Source organism: Nakamurella sp. UYEF19 (assembly GCF_040546275.1).
Classification (GTDB): domain Bacteria; phylum Actinomycetota; class Actinomycetes; order Mycobacteriales; family Nakamurellaceae; genus Nakamurella.
Map to the genome: position 1 here is coordinate 72453 of NZ_JBEPNO010000007.1, position 22150 is coordinate 94602.

The following is a 22150-nucleotide window of genomic DNA, read 5'->3' on the forward strand; positions in this document are numbered from 1 at the left end:
ATGACCGAGCCCCGATCCACCACTCCATCCACGGAACGCCTTGTCGATGCGCTGCGCGCGTCGGTCAAGGAGACCGAACGGCTCCGCGAGCAGAACAAGGTGCTGCAGAGCAAGGACCGGGACCCGGTGGCCATCGTGGGTTGGGGCTGCCGATTCCCGGGTGGCATCGCCTCCCCCGCACAGCTGTGGGACCTGGTCGCCGGCGGCAACGACGCGATCACCCCGTTCCCGACCGATCGTGGTTGGGACGTCGAGGGTCTCTACGATCCGGACCCGGCCGTCTCCGGCAAGACCTATTCGGTGCACGGCGGATTCCTGGCCGGCGTCGGCAATTTCGACGCCGGCTTCTTCGGGATCTCCCCCCGCGAGGCCCTGGCGATGGATCCCCAGCACCGGCTGCTGTTGGAAACATCCTGGGAGGCAATCGAATCGGCCGGTATCGAGCCGGCCACCCTGCGCGGTTCCAACACCGGCGTGTTCGCCGGAGTGATGTACCACGACTACGGCAGTGGCGCGGACCGCGTCGCGGCCGGCGTCGAAGGCCTGCTCGGAGTAGGCGGATCCATTGCCTCCGGGCGGGTCTCGTACACGCTGGGACTGCAGGGCCCGGCCGTCACGGTCGACACCGCCTGCTCCTCCTCCCTGGTCGCGGTGCACCAGGCCGCCTCCGCACTACGCGCCGGCGAGTGCTCGCTTGCCCTGGCCGGCGGCGTCACCGTGATGGCGACCCCGGACACCTTCGTCGACTTCTCCCGTCAGCGCGGCCTGGCCGCCGACGGTCGTTGCAAGGCGTTCTCCGATGACGCGGACGGCACCGGTTGGGCCGAGGGTGCTGGAATGCTGCTGCTGGAACGGCTTTCCGATGCGCAGCGGCTGGGACACCCCGTACTGGCCGTCATTCGTGGGTCGGCCATCAACCAGGACGGCGCATCCAACGGACTGACCGCGCCGAACGGTCCGGCCCAGCGACGCGTCATCCGCGCGGCGCTGTCCTCCGCACGCATCGGCGCCGACCAGGTCGACCTGATCGAGGCGCACGGCACCGGCACGGCCCTGGGTGATCCCATCGAGGCGCAGGCACTGCTGGCCACCTATGGACAGCGCGACGCCGGCCAGATCCCCGCCTACCTCGGGTCTTTCAAGTCCAACATCGGCCACTCCCAGGCCGCAGCCGGGGTCGGCGGGATCATCAAGATGGTGCAGGCCATGCGGCACGGCATGATGCCGCCGACGCTGCACGCCGGCACCCCCTCCAAGAAGATCGACTGGACGGCCGGGCAGGTCGAACTCCTGACGCAGGCGCGGGAGTGGCCGGCGGTGGATCGTCCGCGGCGGGCTGCGGTGTCCTCGTTCGGTATTTCCGGGACGAATGCGCATGTGATCCTGGAGGAGTTCGCCGCGGCCTCTGCCGGCTCTGTCGCTGCGGTGCCTTCCGCTGCTGGGTCGGATTCCGCGGCGGATTCGCCGGTGCCGGTGGTGTTGTCGGCGCGGTCGGCGGCGGCGTTGGCGGGTCAGGCCGGCCGACTGTTGGACTTTCTCGCGGCCACTGCTTCGTCTTCCGGGTCGGTTCCGTCGTTGTCGGCGGTGGCCGGTGGGGTGTGGGGTCGTTCCCGGTTCGATCACCGCGCGGTGGTGGTGGGGTCCTCCCACGCCGAGGTGATCTCCGGGTTGCAGGCGATCGCCGAGGCCCGGCCGTCCGGGACGGTGGTGTCCGGTGCGGTCGGTCGCGGCGGGTCAGAGGTCGGGGTGGTGTTCACCGGTCAGGGTGCGCAGCGGGTTGGGATGTGCGCTGGTCTGTACGAGGCATATCCGGTGTTCGCGGCGGCGTTCGATCAGGCCGTCGCCGCCATCGATGCCGCTGCTACGTCTGACAAGTCATGGATTGGACTGCGGTCGGTGGTGTTCGCCGAACCCGGATCCGCTGCAGCCGCTCTGCTGGATCGGACCCGGTACACCCAGCCCGCGTTGTTCGCGGTGGAGTCGGCGCTGTTCGCCTTGACCGCCTCGTTCGGGCTGACCCCCGCGGTGGTGGCGGGCCATTCGGTGGGGGAGATCACCGCCGCCCACGTCGCCGGGGTGCTCACCCTGGAAGATGCGGCGTTGCTGGTCGTCACCCGCGGTGCGTTGATGGATGCGCTGCCCGCCGGTGGTGGGATGGCCGCCATCGGAACCGACGAAACCACCGTCCAGGAAATTCTCAGTGCGCACCAGGGGGTGGAGGTCGCGGCGGTCAACTCGCCGACGTCCACCGTCATCTCCGGCTACATCGAAACCGTGCAGCAGCTGGTCGCACTTTTGACTGGCCGCGGGGTCCGGTGCAAGCAGCTGACGGTCTCCCACGCGTTCCACAGTGCGTTGATGGTGCCGATGCTCGCGGAGTTCGAGCAGGCGTTGAGCAGCATCGAGTTCGGGGTGCAACGCTTCCCGATCGTGTCCGGGGTGACCGGAAAGGTCGCCGAACCCGGATTGCTGCAAACCGCGCGGTACTGGGCCGATCATGTGCGGGCGGCGGTGCGGTTCGCCGACACCGTCACCACCATCGCCGGTCTCGGTGTCGCCGCCATCGTGGAGGTCGGACCCGATGCGGCGTTGACCGCCCCCACCCAGGACACCCTCGACGCGAGCACGACCAGCAGCACAACCAGCACGATCACCGTGGTCGGGCTGCAGCGCCGCGACCGCGACCAGCCCACCACGTTCCTCACCGGGCTGGCGCAGCTGCTCACCATCGGCGCACCCATCGACTTCACCCAGCTCCTGGACACCACCACCCGTGTCGCCGACCTACCCACCTACGCCTTCGACCACCACCGGTTCTGGCTGATGCCGGCGGCGCTCAAGGGCGACGTGTCGGCGGCCGGCCTCGACGAATCGACCCATCCCCTGCTCGCGGCCGTGACGCGGTCGGCGGACGGCACCGGAATGGTGTTCAGCGGGCGCCTTTCGCTGTCCGCGCACCCGTGGTTGGCGGACCACCGCATCGGCGACACCGCCGTTCTTCCGGCCGCTGCGCTCCTCGATCTGGCTGCCCACTGCGGCGCCTGCCTGGACCAGGACCAGCTCGTCGAGCTGACCGTCATCGCCCCGCTCACCATTCCCGAGACCGGACACGTCGACCTGCAGGTGCTCGTCGGCCAGGCCGCCGACCGCGGGTCCTTCGGCTTGAGCGTCTTCTCCCGTCCCCAGGGGACGCAGGAGTGGACCACCAACGCGCAGGGCACGCTGGCCGCAACCGGGACCACGTTCCCGGCAGTTCCGCCGGCCCTGGATGTGTGGCCACCCACCGACGCCGTTGCTCTCGACCTCTCCGGCCACTACGACGATCTCGCCGCATCGGGCCTGAACTACGGACCGGTCTTCTGCAATCTGATCCGCGCCTGGCGTGCATCGGACGGGTCGCTGACTGCGGACCTCGATCTGGGGCCCGGACCCGACATCGATGGCTTCAGCGTGCATCCCGCCCTGTTGGATGCGGCGTTCCACGTCCTGCCGCTCGCCGACAGCGAGGATTCCTCCACCACCGGAACGGTGGTTCCGTTCGCCTTCGAGGAGGTCGTCGTCCACGTCGGGGCCGCGGTCTCTCGTCAGGCGAGGGTTCGGATCAGCCGGGAGAACAATTCCACCCGGCTGGAACTGACCTCCGCCAGCGGCGAGCGGCTGGTGTCCATCGGCGTGATCGCTGCCCGTCCGCTGCCGGCGGGCGATCTCGCCGGACCGGCGAAGGGGCTTTTCCACGTCGAGTGGCGTTCCGCCCCTGCAGATGTCGACCCGGCGCAGGTCACCACCGCGCTGTGGACGCCGGGCGGCCTACCGGTCGCCGCCTGGACCACCGCCCTGAGCGCCGTCGGCTCATTTGTCCAGCACCACACCGAACTGTCGGAGCTGGTGCAGGCGCATCCGGCGTTCGCCGTCCTGCCCGCGCTGTCGCTGGACGAGGACTCGGTCGGCCCGTCGGCCTCCGCGATCCTGGCTCGGACCGCTGAAACCCTTGGTGCGCTGCAGGAGTGGCTGGCCGACCCGGCCACCACCGGCACGCACCTGCTGATCGTGACCCGCGGTGCCGAACACGTCCAGGCCGCCGAGAAGGTCCAGCAACAGCTCGATCTCGAGCGGGCCGGACTCCCCGGCCTGGTGCGCGTCGCCCAGGCCGAGAACCCCGGTCGCATCAGCCTCGTCGACCTGGACCCCGACACCGCGGATCCGGCCACCGCAGTCGCCGCTCTGCTGGCCGGCTGGTCCGGCAGCGAACCCGAGCAGGCTTTCCGGGACGGCGGCCTCTGGGTTCCCCGACTCGTCCTCACCCGCACCGACATCACCGCGGACAACGGCGTGCTGGCAGGCGTCGACCTGACCGCCCGCACCGTGGTGATCACCGGCGGAACCGGTCAACTCGGCGCGCTGACCGCTCGTCACCTGGCCGCCTCCGGTGCCGCCCACCTGCTGCTGATCTCCCGACGCGGCGAGACCGCCCCTGGCGCAGCGGAACTCGACTCCGGCCTGCACGCCCTCGGCGCCACCGTGACCTTCAGTTCGGTCGACCTCACCGACGCCGCGGCGCTGTCCGCACTGTTCGGCGCGATGGCCGCTCCGCTGGGGGCGATCGTGCACACCGCCGGTGTGCTCGCCGACGCCACCCTTCCCGGAACCACCCCAGCCCATCTGGAAACGGTGTTCGGGCCGAAGGTCGCAGCCACACTGGCGCTCCAGCAGGCCGCCCCCGGCACGCCTCTGGTGCTCTTCAGTTCCGTCGCCGGCACCATGGGCAATGCCGGGCAGGCCGCCTACGCGGCCGCCAACAGCTGGCTGGATTCCCTTGCCGCGCAACAGGCTGCCGACGGTCTACCGACCCTGGCGCTGGCCTGGGGCCCCTGGCAGCCGAGCGAGCCGGCATCCTTATCGCCATCGACGAGCCAGTCACCCACATCGTCGCGGACGATCACGAACAGCGGAATGACTACCCACGTCGACACCGAATCCATGTCGGCCGGCGGCATTCTTCCGCTGACCGCCGAGCACGGTGTTGCCCTGCTGGCCCACACCCTGGCCCACCACGTCGGAGCGCAGGCTCCGGTCAGTCTGCGAGCCCATTCCCTTCCGTCCACCTCCCCGTTGCTGTCGGTGCTGGCGCCCGCCGCCCGCAAGCCCAAAGGCAGTCGAACGGGTCTGGCCGAGCACCTCACCACCATCGATCGCGAGGCCCAGCGCGACTTCCTCGTCACGGTGGTCGCCGAGCAGGTCGCCTCCGTGCTGCACTACGCGGACCCGACCGGCATCGATCCCGAACAGTCCTTCACCGAGCTCGGTTTCGATTCGCTGACGGCCCTGGAACTGCGGAACTCCCTGGCGACCGTCACGACGCTGACGCTGCCCGCCACCCTGGTCTTCGACTACCCGACGTGTGCTGCCGTCAGCGATCACCTGCTGGATCTGCTCGTCGAGAGCGTTCCGGTGGCCACCGTGCCGGCCGCGGTGGCCGGCCCCCGCACGGCCGACGATGTGGTCGCCATCATCGGCTGGGGGTGCCGCTACCCCGGAGGGGTCAGCACGCCCGCCGGTCTGTGGGATCTGGTCGCCGACGGAGCGGACGGCGTCTCCGGCTTTCCGACCAACCGCGGCTGGGACATCGCCGGTATCTACGACCCCGACCCCAGCGTCTCGGGCAAGACCTACTCGACCCAGGGTGGTTTCCTGCAGGACGTCGGCGAATTCGATGCCGGCTTCTTCGGGATCTCCCCGCGGGAGGCCCTGGCGATGGACCCGCAGCACCGCCTGCTACTGGAGACCTCCTGGGAGGCCATCGAATCGGCCGGTATCGTGCCGGCCACCCTGCGTGGCTCGTCGACCGGGGTGTACGCCGGCGTGATGTACGGCGACTACGGCACGGGTGCCGATCGGGCGGCCGCCGGCGTCGAGGGTCTCCTCGGAGTCAGCGGATCCATTGCCTCCGGACGGGTCTCGTACACCCTCGGGCTGCAGGGCCCGGCGGTCACCGTCGACACTGCATGCTCGTCCTCCCTGGTCGCCGTCCACCAGGCCGCGGCCGCGATCCGCAACGGGGAGTGCAGCTTTGCCCTGGCCGGCGGTGTCACCGTGATGGCCACCCCGGACACGTTCATCGACTTCTCCCGGCAGCGTGGTCTGGCCGCCGATGGTCGTTGCAAGGCCTTCTCCGCCGACGCCGACGGTACCGGTTGGGCGGAGGGCGTCGGGATGCTGCTGCTGGAGCGGCTTTCCGACGCCGAACGCCTGGGACACCCTGTCCTGGCGGTCATCCGAGGTTCGGCCATCAACCAGGACGGCGCGTCGAACGGCCTGACCGCTCCCAACGGACCCGCGCAGCAGAAGGTCATCCGCACCGCGCTCGAGGCCGCCCGGCTGACGGCGGCCGACGTGGACCTCATCGAGGCGCACGGCACCGGCACCGCGCTGGGCGACCCGATCGAGGCGCAGGCATTGCTGGCGACCTACGGACAGCGCGGTGAAGGCCTGACACCGGCCTACCTCGGCTCGTTGAAGTCGAACATCGGTCACTCCCAGGCGGCCGCGGGCGTCGGCGGAATCATCAAGATGGTGCAGGCGATGCGGCACGGCGTGATGCCGGCGACGCTGCACGCCGAGCGGCCGTCGGACAAGATCGACTGGACCGCCGGGAGCGTCACACTGCTGACGCAGCAACGGGAGTGGCCGACCCTGGATCGACCGCGGCGCGCCGCAGTCTCCTCCTTCGGCATCTCCGGAACCAATGCGCACATCATCCTCGAGCAACCGGCTCCCTCGACCGTGGAGGTTCCGGCGACGGCGCCGACCACCCAGGACGACCTGTTGCCCTGGGTGCTCTCGGCCAGGTCCGAGGACGCACTGAACGGTCAGGCCGCACGCTTGGCCGACCAGCTGGCAGACGGGGGCCGGCTGGTCGGTCCGGACATCGCCGCGACCCTGTGGCGGCGCTCGCGGTTCGAGCACCGCGCAGTGATTGTCGCCGGGTCCACCGATCAACGAATTGCTGCGCTGCAGGCCTTCTCGGCCGACCAGCCAACGTCTTCAGTAGTCACCGGAACGGCCGGCCGGAAGTTCGCCGGTCTCGGGGTGGTGTTCACCGGTCAGGGTGCGCAGTGGGTCGGGATGTGCGCTGGTCTGTACGAGGCGCATCCGGTGTTCGCGGCGGCGTTCGACGCTGCTGCTGCCGCGGTCGATGCGGCTGCTGCGTCCGACAAGTCGTGGGTCGGGTTGAAGTCGGTGGTGTTCGCCGAACCGGGTTCCGCCGCAGCCGCACTGCTGGATCGGACCCGGTACACCCAGCCCGCGTTGTTCGCGGTGGAGACGGCGCTGTTCGCCTTGACCGCCTCGTTCGGGTTGACCCCCGCGGTGGTGGCGGGGCATTCGGTGGGGGAGATCACCGCCGCCCACGTCGCCGGGGTCCTCACCCTGGAAGATGCGGCGTTGCTGGTCGTCACCCGCGGTGCGTTGATGGATGCGCTGCCCGCCGGTGGCGGGATGGCCGCCCTCGGCACCGACGAGCAGACCGTCCAGCAGATCCTCGCCGACTATGCCGGGGTGGAGGTGGCGGCGGTCAACTCCCCGACCTCGACGGTCATCTCCGGCGACATCGAAACCGTGCAGCAGCTGGTGCAGGTGTTCACCGGCCGCGGGGTCCGCTGCAAGCAGCTGACCGTCTCCCACGCGTTCCATTCCGCGTTGATGGTGCCGATGCTCGCCGAGTTCGAGGAGGCGTTGAGCAGCATCGAGTTCGGGGTGCAACGCTTCCCGATCGTGTCCGGGGTGACCGGAAAGGTCGCCGAACCCGGACTGCTGCAAACCGCGCGGTACTGGGCTGAGCATGTGCGGGCGGCGGTGCGGTTCGCCGACACCGTCACCACCATCGCCGGTCTCGGTGTCGCCGCCATCGTGGAGGTCGGACCCGATTCGGCGTTGACCGCCCCCACCCAGGACACCCTCGACGCGAGCACGACCAGCAGCATCACCAGCACGATCACCGTGGTCGGGCTGCAGCGCCGCGACCGCGACCAGCCCACCACGTTCCTCACCGGGCTGGCGCAGCTGCTCACCATCGGCGCACCCATCGACTTCACCCAACTCCTGGCCGGAGGGAACCACGTCGAACTGCCCACCTACGCCTTCGACCACCAGAACTACTGGCTGCTCCCGAGTACCAGAGTCGGCGACGTGCAGGCGGCCGGGTTGGACGGCACCACCCATCCCCTGCTGGCCGCATCGTGGCAGCACGCCGGGACCGGGGCGACCACTCACACCGGAAAGCTCTCCACCACCAGCCATCCGTGGCTCGCCGACCACCAGATCGGCGACACCGTGATCCTGCCGGCGACCGCGCTGATCGATCTGGCCATCCACGCCGGTGACGCCATCGGTGCGCCCCACCTCGCCGAGCTCACCACCACCACGCCGCTCGTGATCCCGGCCACCGGCCGCACCACGGTGCAGGTGACCACCACCCCGGTCGACCCGGAAACGTCGACGGTCACCATTCACTCGCGGCCGGACGGTGCCACCGGTTGGACACTGCACGCCCAGGGCTCGCTGTCCGGCCAGTCGGCGAAAGCCGTTGTGAACGAGCAGGTCTGGCCACCCGTCGGCGCCGTGACCATCGACCTCGCCGACCACTACGCCGATCTCGCGTCGACCGGCCTGAACTACGGACCCACGTTCAGCAACCTGACGAGTGCCTGGCGCACACCAGACGGCGACATCCACGGTGAGCTGGCCCTACCCGACGGCATCACCAGCGCCGGGCACACCATCCATCCGGCCCTGCTCGACGCCGCACTCCACACCATCCCGCTGGCCGGCGCCACCGAGTGCCCGAACGAGAGCCCGAACGAGGGCCCCCACGAGACCGACACCACCAGCGGCCCGACCGTGCCGTTCTCGTTCGCCGACGTCGAGGTGCATTCCCTCGACGCCACCGTCGCCCGCGTCCACCTGAGCCGGACCGCCGACGGGAACTACTCGCTGCGGCTGACCAACCAGGACGGAACGGGGCTGGCCACGATCGGCCGCGTCACCCTGCGCTCGCTGCCCAGCGAGGCCATCGCGGCCCCCGCCATCGACTCCGTCCTGGACCGGTCGCTGTTCGTGCCGTCCTGGAACCCGCTGCCCCCCAGCACCTCCTGCCGCGAATTGCCGACCGATCGGGTGGCGGTGCTGACCGACGTTCCGCTGGACCCAGCGGCCGTCGGTGCGCCGGGAGCCCGACTGTTCGCCGACGCCGCCGACCTGGACGCCGCCACGATCGACGCGCTCCTGATACCGGTCGGCAGCCGTTCGGTGAGCACCGACGACCCGGCCGCGGTCCTGGCCGAGTCGGCTCGGGTCCTGGACCTCCTGCAGCGCCTGCTGGCTCACCAGAGTCTCGCCGCCACCCTGTTGGTCTTCCTCACTTCCGGCGCGGTGGCCGCCGCGACGTCCGACACCATCACCGATCTGCCGGGGGCCACCGCGGCCGGTCTGATCCGGTCGGCCCAGTCGGAGAACCCCGGTCGAATCCTCCTGGTGGACCTGGACGCCCAGGGCACCTCGCCAGCGTCCCTCGCGGCCGCCGTCGACTGCGACGAACCACAGGTCGCCATCCGCGGCGGTCAGCTGCGGACCCCTCGCCTTGCGGTGGCACGAGCCGGCCTCCAGCCACCCGCCGACACCACCCACTGGCGTCTCGGCGGAGCGAAATCAGGGACCATCGAGGCGATGACGCTCGTCCCCTGCGTCGAGGGCGTCCGGCCGCTGGTCGGCGACGAGATCCGCATCTCGGTCCGCGCAGCGGGCGTCAACTTCCGCGATGTGATGAATGTGCTCGACATGTACCCGGGTGACGCCGGCTGGCTCGGCTTGGAATGTGCCGGTGTCGTCATCGAGATCGGGCCGGACGTCACCGATCTGCTGCCCGGCGACCGTGTCCTGGGGATCACCCGCTCGGAAGCCTTTGCCACCTCGGCCATCTGCGAACGCAACATGGCTGCCCGGATGCCGAACGGCTGGACGTTCGCGCAGGCCGCCGCTGCTCCGCTGGTCTTCCTGACCGCCTACTACGCGCTGGTGGATCTGGCCGCCCTGCAGCCGCGGGAGCGGATCCTGGTGCACGCCGCCGCCGGCGGTGTCGGGATGGCTGCGGTCCAACTCGCACAGCACCTGGGCGCGCAGGTCTACGCCACCGCCAGCCCCGGCAAGTGGGACGTCGTCCAGGGTGCGGGTATCAGCCCGACCCGGCTCGCCAACTCGCGCAACCTGGACTTCGAGTCGGAGTTCCTGGCCGAGACATCCGGCAGCGGAATGGATGTGGTGCTGGACTCGCTGGCCGGCGACTTCGTCGACGCCTCGCTCCGGCTGCTGCCCGCCGGTGGCCGGTTCATCGAGATGGGCAAGACCGACGTGCGCAAGCCTGCGGACGTCGCCGCGACGCATCCCGGTGTGGCCTACCGCGCCTTCGACCTGATCGAGGCCGGACCGGTCCGGACCCAGGAGATGCTGCTGGACCTGCTGGCCCTCTTCGAGTCCGGTGCACTGCAGCCCCTACCGCTGACCTGCTGGGATGTGCGTCAGGCGCCGGAGGCCTTCCGTTTCGTCGGACAGGCCCGTCATGTGGGCAAGGTCGCCCTCACCCTGCCGCGAGCCGTCGAGGCCACCGGCACCGTACTGATCACCGGTGGTACCGGCGCGCTGGGGGCACTGACCGCCCGACACCTGGCCGGAGGCGGAGTCCGGCACCTGCTCCTGACCTCTCGCCGCGGGGCCGACGCCCCTGGAGCAGACGAGCTGCGCACCGAACTGGAAACCCTCGGCGCTGCAGTGCAGTTCGTCGCCGCCGACCTGACCGACCCGCAGTCGGTCGAGCGGCTGATCGGCTCGGTACCGGCCGCCCACCCGCTGACAGCGGTGATCCACAGCGCCGGCCTGCTCGACGACGGCGTCATCGCCACCCTGGACCCGGTCCGGCTGCAGCGGGTGTTCGCGCCCAAGGTCGACGCCGTGGCGAACCTCGAGAACGCCACCCGCGGTCTTGATCTCGCCGACTTCGTGGTGTTCTCCTCCGCAGCCGGGGTTCTGGGCAACCCGGGCCAGGGCAACTACGCGGCGGCCAACTCCTACCTGGACGCATCCATGGTCCGACGGGCAAGGGCCGGTCTGCCGGGTCGGTCCATCGCCTGGGGTCTCTGGGCCGGCGAGCACGGGATGAGCGGCGATCTGTCCGCCGAGGACACCGCGCGCCTGACCAGGGCCGGTTTCCCGCCCATCCGCAGCGACGAAGGCCTGTCGCTCCTCGACCTGTCCGCCCGGATCGCCGACGCCGGGGTGGTCGCCATGCACATCGACGCCGCGGCGCTGGCCGGCCAGGGCGACATGGTGCCGCCGATCCTGCGCGGTCTCCTGTCCGGCACCGCCCGTCGTCGAATCGTCGCCGCCGCGGGTGCCGATGCAGCGACCGGACTGGCCGCCAAGCTCCGCACGCTCGACACCGCCGCCCGCAGCGCCACTCTCGTCGAACTCCTGCGGACCGAGGCCGCCACCGTCCTCGGCTATCCCGACCCGTCTGCGCTCGATGCCGAGACGACCTTCAAGGACATCGGTTTCGACTCGCTCACCTCGATCGAACTGCGGAACCGGCTGAACACGGCCACCGGACTGCGACTGCCCGCGACGCTCGTCTTCGACTACCCGAGCATCCCGGCGATGGCCGACTTCCTGCTGGCCGAGCTCCTCGGCGGCGAGACCGGCGACGAGCCGGACGTCCCCAGGGTGGAACGGATCAACACCGGCGACGACCCGATCGTCATCGTCGGGATGTCCTGCCGCTTCCCCGGCGGAGCCGACAACCCCGACAAGTTCTGGGATCTGGTGTCCTCGGGCCGCCACAGCCTGACCACCTTCCCGACCGACCGCGGCTGGGACGTCGAAGGCCTCTACGACCCGACCGGTCAGACGCCGGGCACGTCCTACGTCAACCAGGGATCGTTCCTGCACGACGCCGGCCAGTTCGACGCGGCCTTCTTCGGCATCTCGCCCCGCGAGGCGCTCGCGATGGACCCGCAGCAACGACTCCTGCTGGAAAGCTCCTGGGAGGCCTGCGAAGCCGCCGGCATCGACCCGGCCACCCTCCGCGGTACCAGGACGGGCGTCTACGTCGGGTCGATCTACAGCGACTACGCCTCGCAGTTGGTGGCGGGCCCGCCAGAGGGCGTCGACGCCTTCATGGGCACCGGCACGTCCGGCGGGGTGCTCTCCGGCCGGGTGTCCTACGCCCTGGGTCTGCACGGCCCGGCCATGACGGTCGACACCGCCTGTTCCTCGTCGCTGGTCGCGTTGCACCTGGCCGCGCAGTCCCTGCGGTCCGGTGAGTGCGACCTGGCGCTGGCCGGCGGTGTGACGGTGATGGCGCTGCCGAACACCTTCATCGACTTCTCCCTCCAGCACGGTCTCGCCCCCGACGCCCGGTGCAAGCCGTTCGGTGCCGGCGCCGACGGCACCGCCTGGGGTGAGGGCGTGGGAATGCTCATGCTGCAACGCCTCTCGGACGCCACCCGGCAGGGTCACCAGGTGCTCGCCGTCCTGCGCGGTTCCGCCGTCAACCAGGACGGGGCCTCCAACGGACTGACCGCCCCCAACGGCCCGAGCCAGCAGCGGGTGATCCGCGACGCCCTCGCGTCGGCCGGGCTGTCGCCGTCCGAGGTGGACGTCGTCGAGGCACACGGCACCGGTACGGCGTTGGGCGACCCGATCGAGGCGCAGGCCCTGATCGCGACCTACGGACAGCGGGACCCCGACGGCGCCCCGGTGCTGATCGGCTCGCTGAAGTCGAACATCGGGCACACCCAGGCCGCCGCCGGGGTGGCCGGCGTGATCAAGATGGTGCACGCCATGAGGTACGGCGTGGTGCCGGCCACTTTGCACGTCACCGAGCCGTCCGAGCACGTCGACTGGACCGCCGGACACGTCCGGGTCGCCACCGAGTCCACCCCCTGGGCGACCACCGGACGCCCACGCCGGTCCGCGGTCTCCTCCTTCGGATTCAGCGGCACCAACGCCCACGTCATCCTGGAAGCTGCTCCCCCGCAGGCGATCGAGCCGGCGGTCGTCGACGATGCACCCATCGTCTGGACGCTCTCGGCACGGTCGGAGGCGGCACTGCGCCACCAGGCCGGCCGCCTGCTGGACCACCTGGTCCTCGAGTCCCCGTCACCTCGCGACGTGGCGGCCACGCTGACGGCGCGCCACCGCTTCGACCACCGCGCCGTGCTGCACGGTCGCACTGCGCGGGAACTCACCGACCAGCTGGCTCGACTGGTGTCCGGCGACTGCGACCTGGCCGGCCGGACCAGGCGCGGCGGGACTGCCGTGATGTTCACCGGTCAGGGCGCCCAGCGGATCGGCATGGGCCGCGACCTCTATGCCACCTTCGACGTCTACGCGACAGCGTTCGACAAGGCCTGCGCGGCCCTGGATCACGCCGCCGGTGTTGATTCCACCGCCATCGACGACGCCACCACCGCCCGCCCGTCGCTGCGCGACATCGTCTTCGCAGAGCCCGGCTCCGCGGAGGCAGACCTGCTCGACCGCACCGACTTCACCCAGCCGGCGCTGTTCGCGGTGGAGACCGCGCTGTACCGGTTGGCGCAGTCCTTCGGGCTGGCCCCGACCGTGCTCGCCGGCCACTCGGTCGGCGAGATCACCGCGGCCCACGTCGCCGGCGTGCTGTCGCTGGCAGACGCCGCGACGCTGGTCACCGCGCGCGGTGCGCTGATGGCGGCAATGCCCTCCGGCGGCGCCATGGCTGCCATCGGCACCGGCGAAGCAGCCGTGGCCCAGGCTGTCTCGGCACATCTGGCGCAGCACCCTGGCACGTCGCTGGACATCGCAGCCGTCAACGCCCCGGAGTCGGTGGTCATCTCCGGTGACGCCGACGCGGTCGACGCCCTGGTCTCCGAGTTCGGTGGACACGGGTTCCGCACCAAGGCCCTGACCGTCTCGCACGCGTTCCACTCGTCGCGGATGGAGGGCATGCTGGAGGATTTCGAGTCCCGGATCACCGACCTCACCTTCGGCGAGCAGCAGATTCCGGTCGTCTCCGACGTCACCGGGGAGATCGCCGAACCCGGTGTGCTGCAAACCGCGTCGTACTGGGTGTCCCACATCCGGGCGGCAGTCCGGTTCGTCGACAGCGTGAAGACCCTGGCTTCGGCGCAGGTCTCGCTCATCATCGAGATCGGACCGGATGCCGCCCTCGTCGGCCCGGCCATCGACACGCTGGACAGCCTTGACCTGTCTGCGGACGACTATCCCGTGGTCACCGGCAGCCTGCGCCGGCAGACCGACGAGGTGTGCGGCTTCCTCGCGGCCATGGCCCGGGCCCACATCACCGGCCAGTCCATCGATTTCGCCGGCTTCGCGGGTCGCGGCCGGCAGGTCACCCTGCCCACCTACGCGTTCTCCCACGAGCACTACTGGCTCGACGACCTGCGCAACCCCCACGAGCGGACAGGTCCGGCCCTCGGATCCGACGAGGCCGAGTTCTGGGCGGCAGTCCAGGACGACGACCTCGAATCGGTCGGCCGGACGCTGGCGATGGACGGCGACGCCCGGCAGAAGATGGCAGAGGTGTTGCCGTGGTTGGCCTCCTGGCGCCGCGCGCGTCAGAGCGGCGACCAGTCCCGCGGTGCGTACGTCACGGGTTGGAAGCGGATCAGCGCTCCTTCGGCCCGACCGTTGCACAGCGCCTGGTTCCTGCTGACGGTCGGTGCCGCTCCGGCGTCGATCCTCACCGAATCCCTCCGGGCCCGGGGTGCTCTACCCCTCCCGGTCGTCTTGCCGGACAACGGGAAGCCGACCGCCGACGCTGTCCGTGCCGCCTTCTCTGCGGCCCTGACCCGTGCGGCGCTCGGCATTGCCGATGTCGCCGGCGTCATCGCCTGGGGTGGGCGGGATCTCGGTCCCGAACTTGGCCTGGCCGCCGCCACGGCCACGGCCGCGCTGAACCTGCCCGCCAGGGTGTGGCTGGTCACCTCCGGCACGGCCGGCACCGTCGAGGGCGAACGGGTGGTGATCGGTGACGCCACCGACGGCGTCCCGAACGCCCCTGCCGGAGCGTGGGCCATGGGCCGGGCCCTGTCCGCCGACCTGCCGGCGTTCTTCGGCGGCGTCATCGACACCCCCGACCTGCTGGATGCGGCCACCGTCGGGCAACTCTGCGCCGCGGTGTCGTTGGACAGCACGGAGAACCAGCTGGTCCTCCGCGGCGGCGAGGTGTTCGCGCCGCGCCTCACCCAGGCGCCCCTACCGGCGACGGCCTGGGTCCCCTCCGGGCCCGTGCTGATCAGCAGCGACGCCGGGACCGCCCTGGCCGAGCCGGTGGTCCGCGGCCTGATCGCAGCCGGGATCACCGACCTGGTGCTGCTGGGCGGCGAGAACGACCACCTGGCCGACACCATCGCCGGACTCGGCGCGAACACCGCCGTCGCCGTGGTGGATCCGTCCACCGGCTGCATCGACCTGCCTGCCCACCAGGGGTTGTCGGCCATCGTCCACCTGGCCCGCGAGGACGGAGACGCCGGCGCGGAATCAACCCGCCTGACGGCCCTGCACCAGCTCACCGCGCACACGCCGGTGGAACGGTTCGTCCTGCTGGCCGGAGCGGACGCGGCGGTCGGCACCCCCGGTTCGCTCGACGCGGCCGTGCTGGCCGACCGGCACGCCGACCTGGCCGCCGGTCGCCGGGCGATCGGCCTCCCGGCGATGGCCGCCGGCATCGACGGCGAGTCCGCGATCCGGCCCCTGCTGGCGGCGCTCGGAGGCAACGTCACCGGCCTCCTGCTGGCCGAGATCGATTGGGCAGCGCGGCTTGCCGACACCGCCGATGTTGCCGTCCCGGCGCTGCTGGCGGACCTGGCTGCGGTCAGGGCGATGCGCGAACGACGGGCCGAGGAAGCAGCCGAGTCGGCCAGAGCCCTGCTCGCCCGGCTGGGTGTGCTCGGAGTCGACGATCAGCTGGCGGAGCTGCGGGCGATCGTCCGCGCTGCGGTGGCCAGGACACTGGGACACGCCGACGTGACCGCTGTCGAGATCGGCACGTCATTCCGGGATCTCGGCTTCAGTTCGGTCTCGGCGGTGGAACTGCGCGATCGTCTGAGCCGGAGCACCGGCCTGAACCTGCCGGCCACCGCGGTGTTCGACCATCCGACCTGTGCGGCGCTGGCCGCCGAACTGCGCGAGCGGGTGCTCCCCGATTCAGGGCCGGGCGTCGGCGTCGTCGGCCTGAGCCAGGGGCTCGACCAGCTGGAGGCCGCCCTGGTCGGAGCGGATCCGCATGAACTGGTCACCGGCAGGGTCGCCGACCGGTTGGCCGCCCTGCTGGGTCGTCTCCGCGACGGGCAGCAGCCGCCGGCGGCGGACACGGCGGCCGAGGGCCTCCAGGAGGCTTCCGCGAGCGAGATCTTCGACTTCATCGACAACGAATTGGGGCTGTCCGAATCATGACGAGCACACTGGGCACGAGCAGCAGCACGGCCACGGGCACGCCCTCTGCCGCCGAGCAGGACAAGAAGATCCTCGACTACCTCAAGCGGGTCACCACCGAACTGCAGCAGACCCGCAAGAAGCTCGAGCACGCCGAGTCGGCACTGGCCGAGCCGGTGGCCATCGTCGGGATGGCCTGTCGGTATCCCGGTGGGGTGACCTCGCCGCAGGACCTGTGGCAGTTGGTCGCGGACGGGGCGGTCGGTACCACCGACTTCCCCACCAACCGCGGCTGGGACGTCGAGGGCCTGTTCGACCCGACCGGTTTGCGCCCCAACACCTCGCTGACCAAGCGCGGCGGATTCCTGCACGACGCCGGTGATTTCGACCCGTCCTTCTTCGGCATCTCCCGGCGCGAGGCGCTGGCGATGGATCCGCAGCAGCGGCTCCTGCTGGAGTCGACCTGGGAGGCGTTCGAGGACGCGGGACTGGACATCCGGACGCTCAAAGGTGCTCCGGTCGGCGTGTTCTCGGGCCTCGTCTACCACGACTACATGAACCTGCTGGAGCGCTCGGACGAGCCGGAGATCGGCGGCTACATCAGCACCGGTACCTCCGCCAGCGTCGCCTCCGGACGGGTCAGCTACACCTTCGGCTTCGAGGGCCCGGCCGTCACCGTCGACACCGCCTGCTCCTCCTCGCTGGTCGCCATCCACCTTGCGGTGCAATCCCTGCGCACCGGCGACTGCTCGATGGCGGTGGCCGGCGGCGTGACCGTGATGGCCACCCCCGGCACCTTCGTCGACTTCTCCCGCCAACGCGGCCTGTCCGTCGACGGTCGCTGCCGCGCCTACGCTGCCGGCGCCGACGGCACCGGCTGGGGCGAGGGCGTCGGCACCATCGTCATCGAACGTCTTTCCGACGCGACGCGGCAGGGACATCCGGTGCTGGCCGTCATCCGGGGATCGGCGATCAACCAGGACGGTGCCTCCAACGGGCTGACCGCCCCCCACGGACCGAGCCAGCGCCGCGTCATCCGGCAGGCCCTGGCCGATGCCCGGTTGACCACGTCCGACGTCGACCTCATCGAGGGACACGGCACGGGCACACCGCTCGGCGATCCCATCGAGGCGCAGGCCCTGCTGGCCACCTACGGCCAGCGCGCCGCGGAACTCGGACCGGTGATGCTCGGATCGCTGAAGTCCAACATCGGCCACACCCAGGGCGCGGCCGGCGTCGGCGGCGTGATCAAGATGGTGCAGGCCATGCGGCACGGCGTCATGCCGGCCACCCTGCACGTCGACGCCCCGAGCCCCGAGGTCGACTGGTCCGCCGGGGCTGTCGAACTCCTGCTGCAGCCGCAGGCCTGGACGACACCCGGCGACCGGCCCCGCCGTAGCGCCGTCTCCTCCTTCGGCGTCAGCGGCACCAATGCGCACGTCATCCTCGAGCAGGGTTCGGCCGTGACCGCCACCCCAACCGAGACGGTCGACGACACAACGACAGTCGGCACGGCGGCAGTACCCCTGGTCCTCACCGCGCGGACCGCGACCGCGTTGTGCCGACAGGCCGCGAGGCTCGCCGACTCGATGACGAAGAACGAGACCCTCACCCCCGCAGCGGTTGCCGCCCGATTGATACTGCGGGTGCCGTTCGAGCACCGCGCGGTGGTCGTCGGCGACGACCGGGACACCGTCATCGCCGGGTTGCGCTCACTCGCCGCCGGCACGCCCACCGAAACGGTGGTGACGGGCCAGAAGTCGGCCGACGACGGGACCGACCCGAACCGCGCCGTCTTCGTCTTCCCCGGGCAGGGCGCGCAGTGGCCGGGCATGGCGCAGGAACTGATGGCCACTTCGCCCGCGTTCGCCGAGCGCCTCGAGGAGTGTGCGGCGGCCCTGTCGGAGTTCGTCGACTTCTCGCTGATGGACGTCCTGCGCGGCGTACCCGGCGCACCGGGCCTCGACCGGGTCGACGTGGTGCAGCCGGCGCTCTGGGCGATGATGGTCTCGCTCGCCGCCGCCTGGCAGGCCAACGGGGTGTCCCCGGCCGCCGTCGTCGGTCATTCCCAGGGCGAGATCGCCGCTGCATGTGTGGCCGGCGCGCTGAGTCTTTCCGATGCTGCCAGGGTCGTGGCCCTTCGGAGCCGGGCGATCGTCGCCCTGGCCGGAACCGGCGGCATGCTGTCGGTCGGTCTGCCCGAGGCCGAGGCCGCGAGCCGACTGGTGCCCTACGGTGATCGCCTGTCGATCGCCGTGGTCAACAGCACCGACGCCGTGGTCGTCGCCGGCGAGATCGCCGCGCTGGACACGCTTGCCGCCGACCTGGAGACCCAGGGCGTGCGGGTCAAGCGCATCGCCGTCGACTACGCGTCCCACTGCGCCGCGGTCGAGCCGATCGAGCAGGAACTCGCGGTCGCGCTCGCACCGGTCACTCCCCGCTCGACCGGGGTGCCGTTCTTCTCCACCGTCCGCCGCGCCTTCCTGGACACCGCCGAACTGGGCGCGGCCTACTGGTTCGAGAACCTCCGGCAGACCGTGCGTTTCGAATCCGCGATCCGCGAGCTGGCCGGGCAGGGCTTCGGCACGTTCGCCGAGATGAGCCCGCACCCGATCCTCACCGTGCCGACCGAGCAGACGCTCACCGCCCTTGGCGCCGACGCCGTCACCGTCGGGTCGCTGCGCCGCCAGGACGGCGGCCTCGACCGCCTGCTGCTCTCGATGGCCGAGACCTTCGTCGCCGGCGGACCGGTGAGCTTCGCGGACAGCATCCCGACGCCCGCCAAGGGCCGGATCGAGCTGCCGCCCTACGCCTTCGACCACGAACGCTTCTGGGTGCAGACCGTCGCGTCCTCCGGCGACGCCTCCGCGATCGGGCAGATCCGCACGGACCACCCGCTGGTCGCCGCGGCCGTCAGCCTGCCCGACAGCGACGCCCTGCTGATGACCGGACGGATCGACCGGGACACCACCCGCTGGATCGTCGACCACGCCGTCCGCGGCACCACCATCCTGCCGGGGACCGCCCTGCTGGAACTGGCGTTGGACGCCGGTCGCCGGGTCGGCCTGCCCATGGTCGCGGACCTCACCGCCGAAGCCCCGCTGGTGGTCCCGGAGTCCAGCAGCCTGCACCTGCGGGTGATGGTCTCGGGGACGCCGGAGAGCCAGGATGGCTCGCGAACCGTCACCATCCACACCCGGAACGCCGCCGCGGACGAGGACGAGCCGTGGACACGCCACGCCGCCGGGACGCTGGCCGCAGCCGGCGCACCTGGCCCCGACGCCGGTCAGGCACCGGACGTGGCACCGATCTGGCCGCCGACCGGAGTCGAGCCGATCGAGCTGGACTCGTTCTACGACAACCTCTTCGACTCGGGGCTCGAGTACGGTCCGGCGTTCCAGGGGTTGGTCTCGGCCTGGCACCGCGGCACGGAGATCTTCGCGACCGTGGCTGCCCCCGAATCCCTGCGGTCCGAACTCGACTCGTTCACCGTGCATCCGGCCTTGCTGGATGCGGTCCAGCACGCGATCGCGCTGGGCGACTTCCTCAGCGGCGACGGCACGGAAGGTGACGGCGCCGCACTGCCTTTCGCCTGGACGGACGCGACCGCCACCCGGCTGCCGGCCACTGAACTGCACGCCCACCTGCGGCCCGCGGGGCCGGACTCGATCGCCATCGACGTCACCGACGAGCAGGGCCGGACGGTCTTCTCGACGTCTTCCCTTGCCGTGCGGCGCATCTCGGCGGCCCAGCTGGCCGCCGCAGCTGGCGGCAGTCCCACCGATCTCTACCAGCTCCGGTGGGTGCCCTGGTCGGTGCCGACCGGGTCGACCGGGTCCAGTGTGGACGTCGCAGTGCTCGGACCGGACCGGCTCGGACTGCAGGAGCTCGGGCTGTCGCGGGCGGCGACGCTGGCCGACCTGCCCACCGCCGCCGTGGTCCTGCACGATCCGTTGGCCGGCTGCGACCGTTCGTCCGACCACGCCGGAGTTCTCGCCCGGCAGCAGGCGGCCATCACGCTGGACCTGTTGCAGCGCTTCCTGGCCGACGACGGTCTGCGCAATTCCCGTCTGGTCGTCTTGCTCCGCGGCGCGGTGACCACCGTCGACGACGGGGTGGCTCCGGATCCGGTCGCTGCCGCGATCTGGGGGCTGCTGCGTTCGGCCATCACCGAGAACCCCGGCCGGTTCGCCCTGATCGACGTCGACGAGTCGTCGGTGAGCTGTCTGCCGTCCGTCGCGACGTCGGACGAGGACCAGGTCGTCCTCCGGGACGGTGTCGGCCACCTGCCCCGGCTGGCCAAGGCCGACCGCGGTGCCGACAGCCCGCTGGATCTTGCCGGTGACGGCCGATTGCTGATCACCGGCGGCACCGGCACGCTCGGCGCCCTCCTGGCCCGGCACCTGGTGACCGACAGCGGCATCACGCAGCTCCTGCTCGCCGGACGGCGCGGCGCCGACGCCGAGGGTGTCGGTGAACTGGTCGACGAGCTGACAGCGGCCGGCGCCGACATCCAGGTGGTCGGCTGCGATGTCACCGATCCGGTCCAGGTCGACGCGCTCTTCGCCCAGCACCGGATCAGCGCGGTGGTGCACGCGGCCGGTATGTTGTCGGACTCACTGCTGCACCTGCTGACGCCCGAGGCCCTGGAGCAGGTGATGCGCCCGAAGGTCGACGCGGCCTGGAACCTCCACCGGGCAGCGGCTCCCGGTACCCCGATGGTCTTCTTCTCCTCCACCGCAGGCATTTTCGGTGGCCCGGGCCAGGCGAACTACGCCGCAGCCAACGTCTTCCTCGACTCACTGGCCCAGGTCCGGTCGAACCAGGGCGCTCCGGCCGTGTCGCTGGCCTGGGGCCTCTGGGAGACTGCCAGCGGGATGACCGCCCACCTCGGCGACGCCGACACCGACCGGATGTCCTCCGGCGGCATGGTCTCGCTCCCGTCGGGGCAGGCGCTGGCGCTCTTCGACGCGGCCGTCACCTGCGGGCACCCGCTGCAGGTCCCCGTGAAGCTGGATTCCGCGGTCCTGCGGCGCCTCGCCGAACAGCAGATGCTATCGCCGCTATTGACCGGCCTGGTCAAGATCCCGGCCAAGCGCGAGGGCGCCTCGACGTCGGGCCGGCTGCTGAACACGTTGGCGGGCAAGGATCCGCAGGAGCGGCTCGAGGTCTTGCTGGAGCTGGTCACCGCACAGGTCGCGACCGTCCTGTCCATCCCGTCCGTCGACTCGATCAGCAGCGGCCGACCTCTCAAGGACCTCGGGTTCGACTCGCTCACCGCCGTGCAGCTGCGCAACCGGCTCGCCGAGGTCACCGGGCTCCGGCTAGCGCCGACCCTCGTCTTCGACTACCCCACACCGAACCACATCGCCGCCATGTTGGCGGAGGAGTTGGTCGTCCCCGATGCCGGGACCATCGCCCTCGACTCCATCCTGGCCGACATCGCCAGGTTGGAAGGAACTCTCGGCGCCCTGGGTGCTCTTGGCGCTTCCGGCGCGGACGAGGCCAGGGCAAGAGTGACCGCGAGGCTGCACGAACTGCTCGGCAGTGCCGCGCTGGAGAGCGCGGCGGCCGAGCCCGGTGAAGACGTCAGGACCCGGCTGGCGGAAGCCACCGACGACGACATGTTCGACATGCTCGATGAACTCGGCCTGTCCTGATGACTGCGCACTTC

The 22150-nt window shown here is 70.9% G+C and carries 2 protein-coding genes; both read left to right on the plus strand.

Translation table 11 applies throughout. From position 1 onward, the window contains the following. Positions 1-16497 carry an SDR family NAD(P)-dependent oxidoreductase gene (locus ABIB25_RS12150; RefSeq protein WP_354528718.1) on the plus strand — a complete coding sequence of 5499 codons (16497 nt, stop codon included), beginning with the start codon at positions 1-3 and terminating at the stop codon, positions 16495-16497. Next, entirely contained in the window at positions 16494-22136 is a 5643-nt protein-coding gene (locus ABIB25_RS12155; protein WP_354528719.1) for a type I polyketide synthase, read from the plus strand. The genes ABIB25_RS12150 and ABIB25_RS12155 overlap by 4 nt, the downstream gene beginning before the upstream one ends. Positions 22137-22150 lie beyond the last annotated feature (14 nt).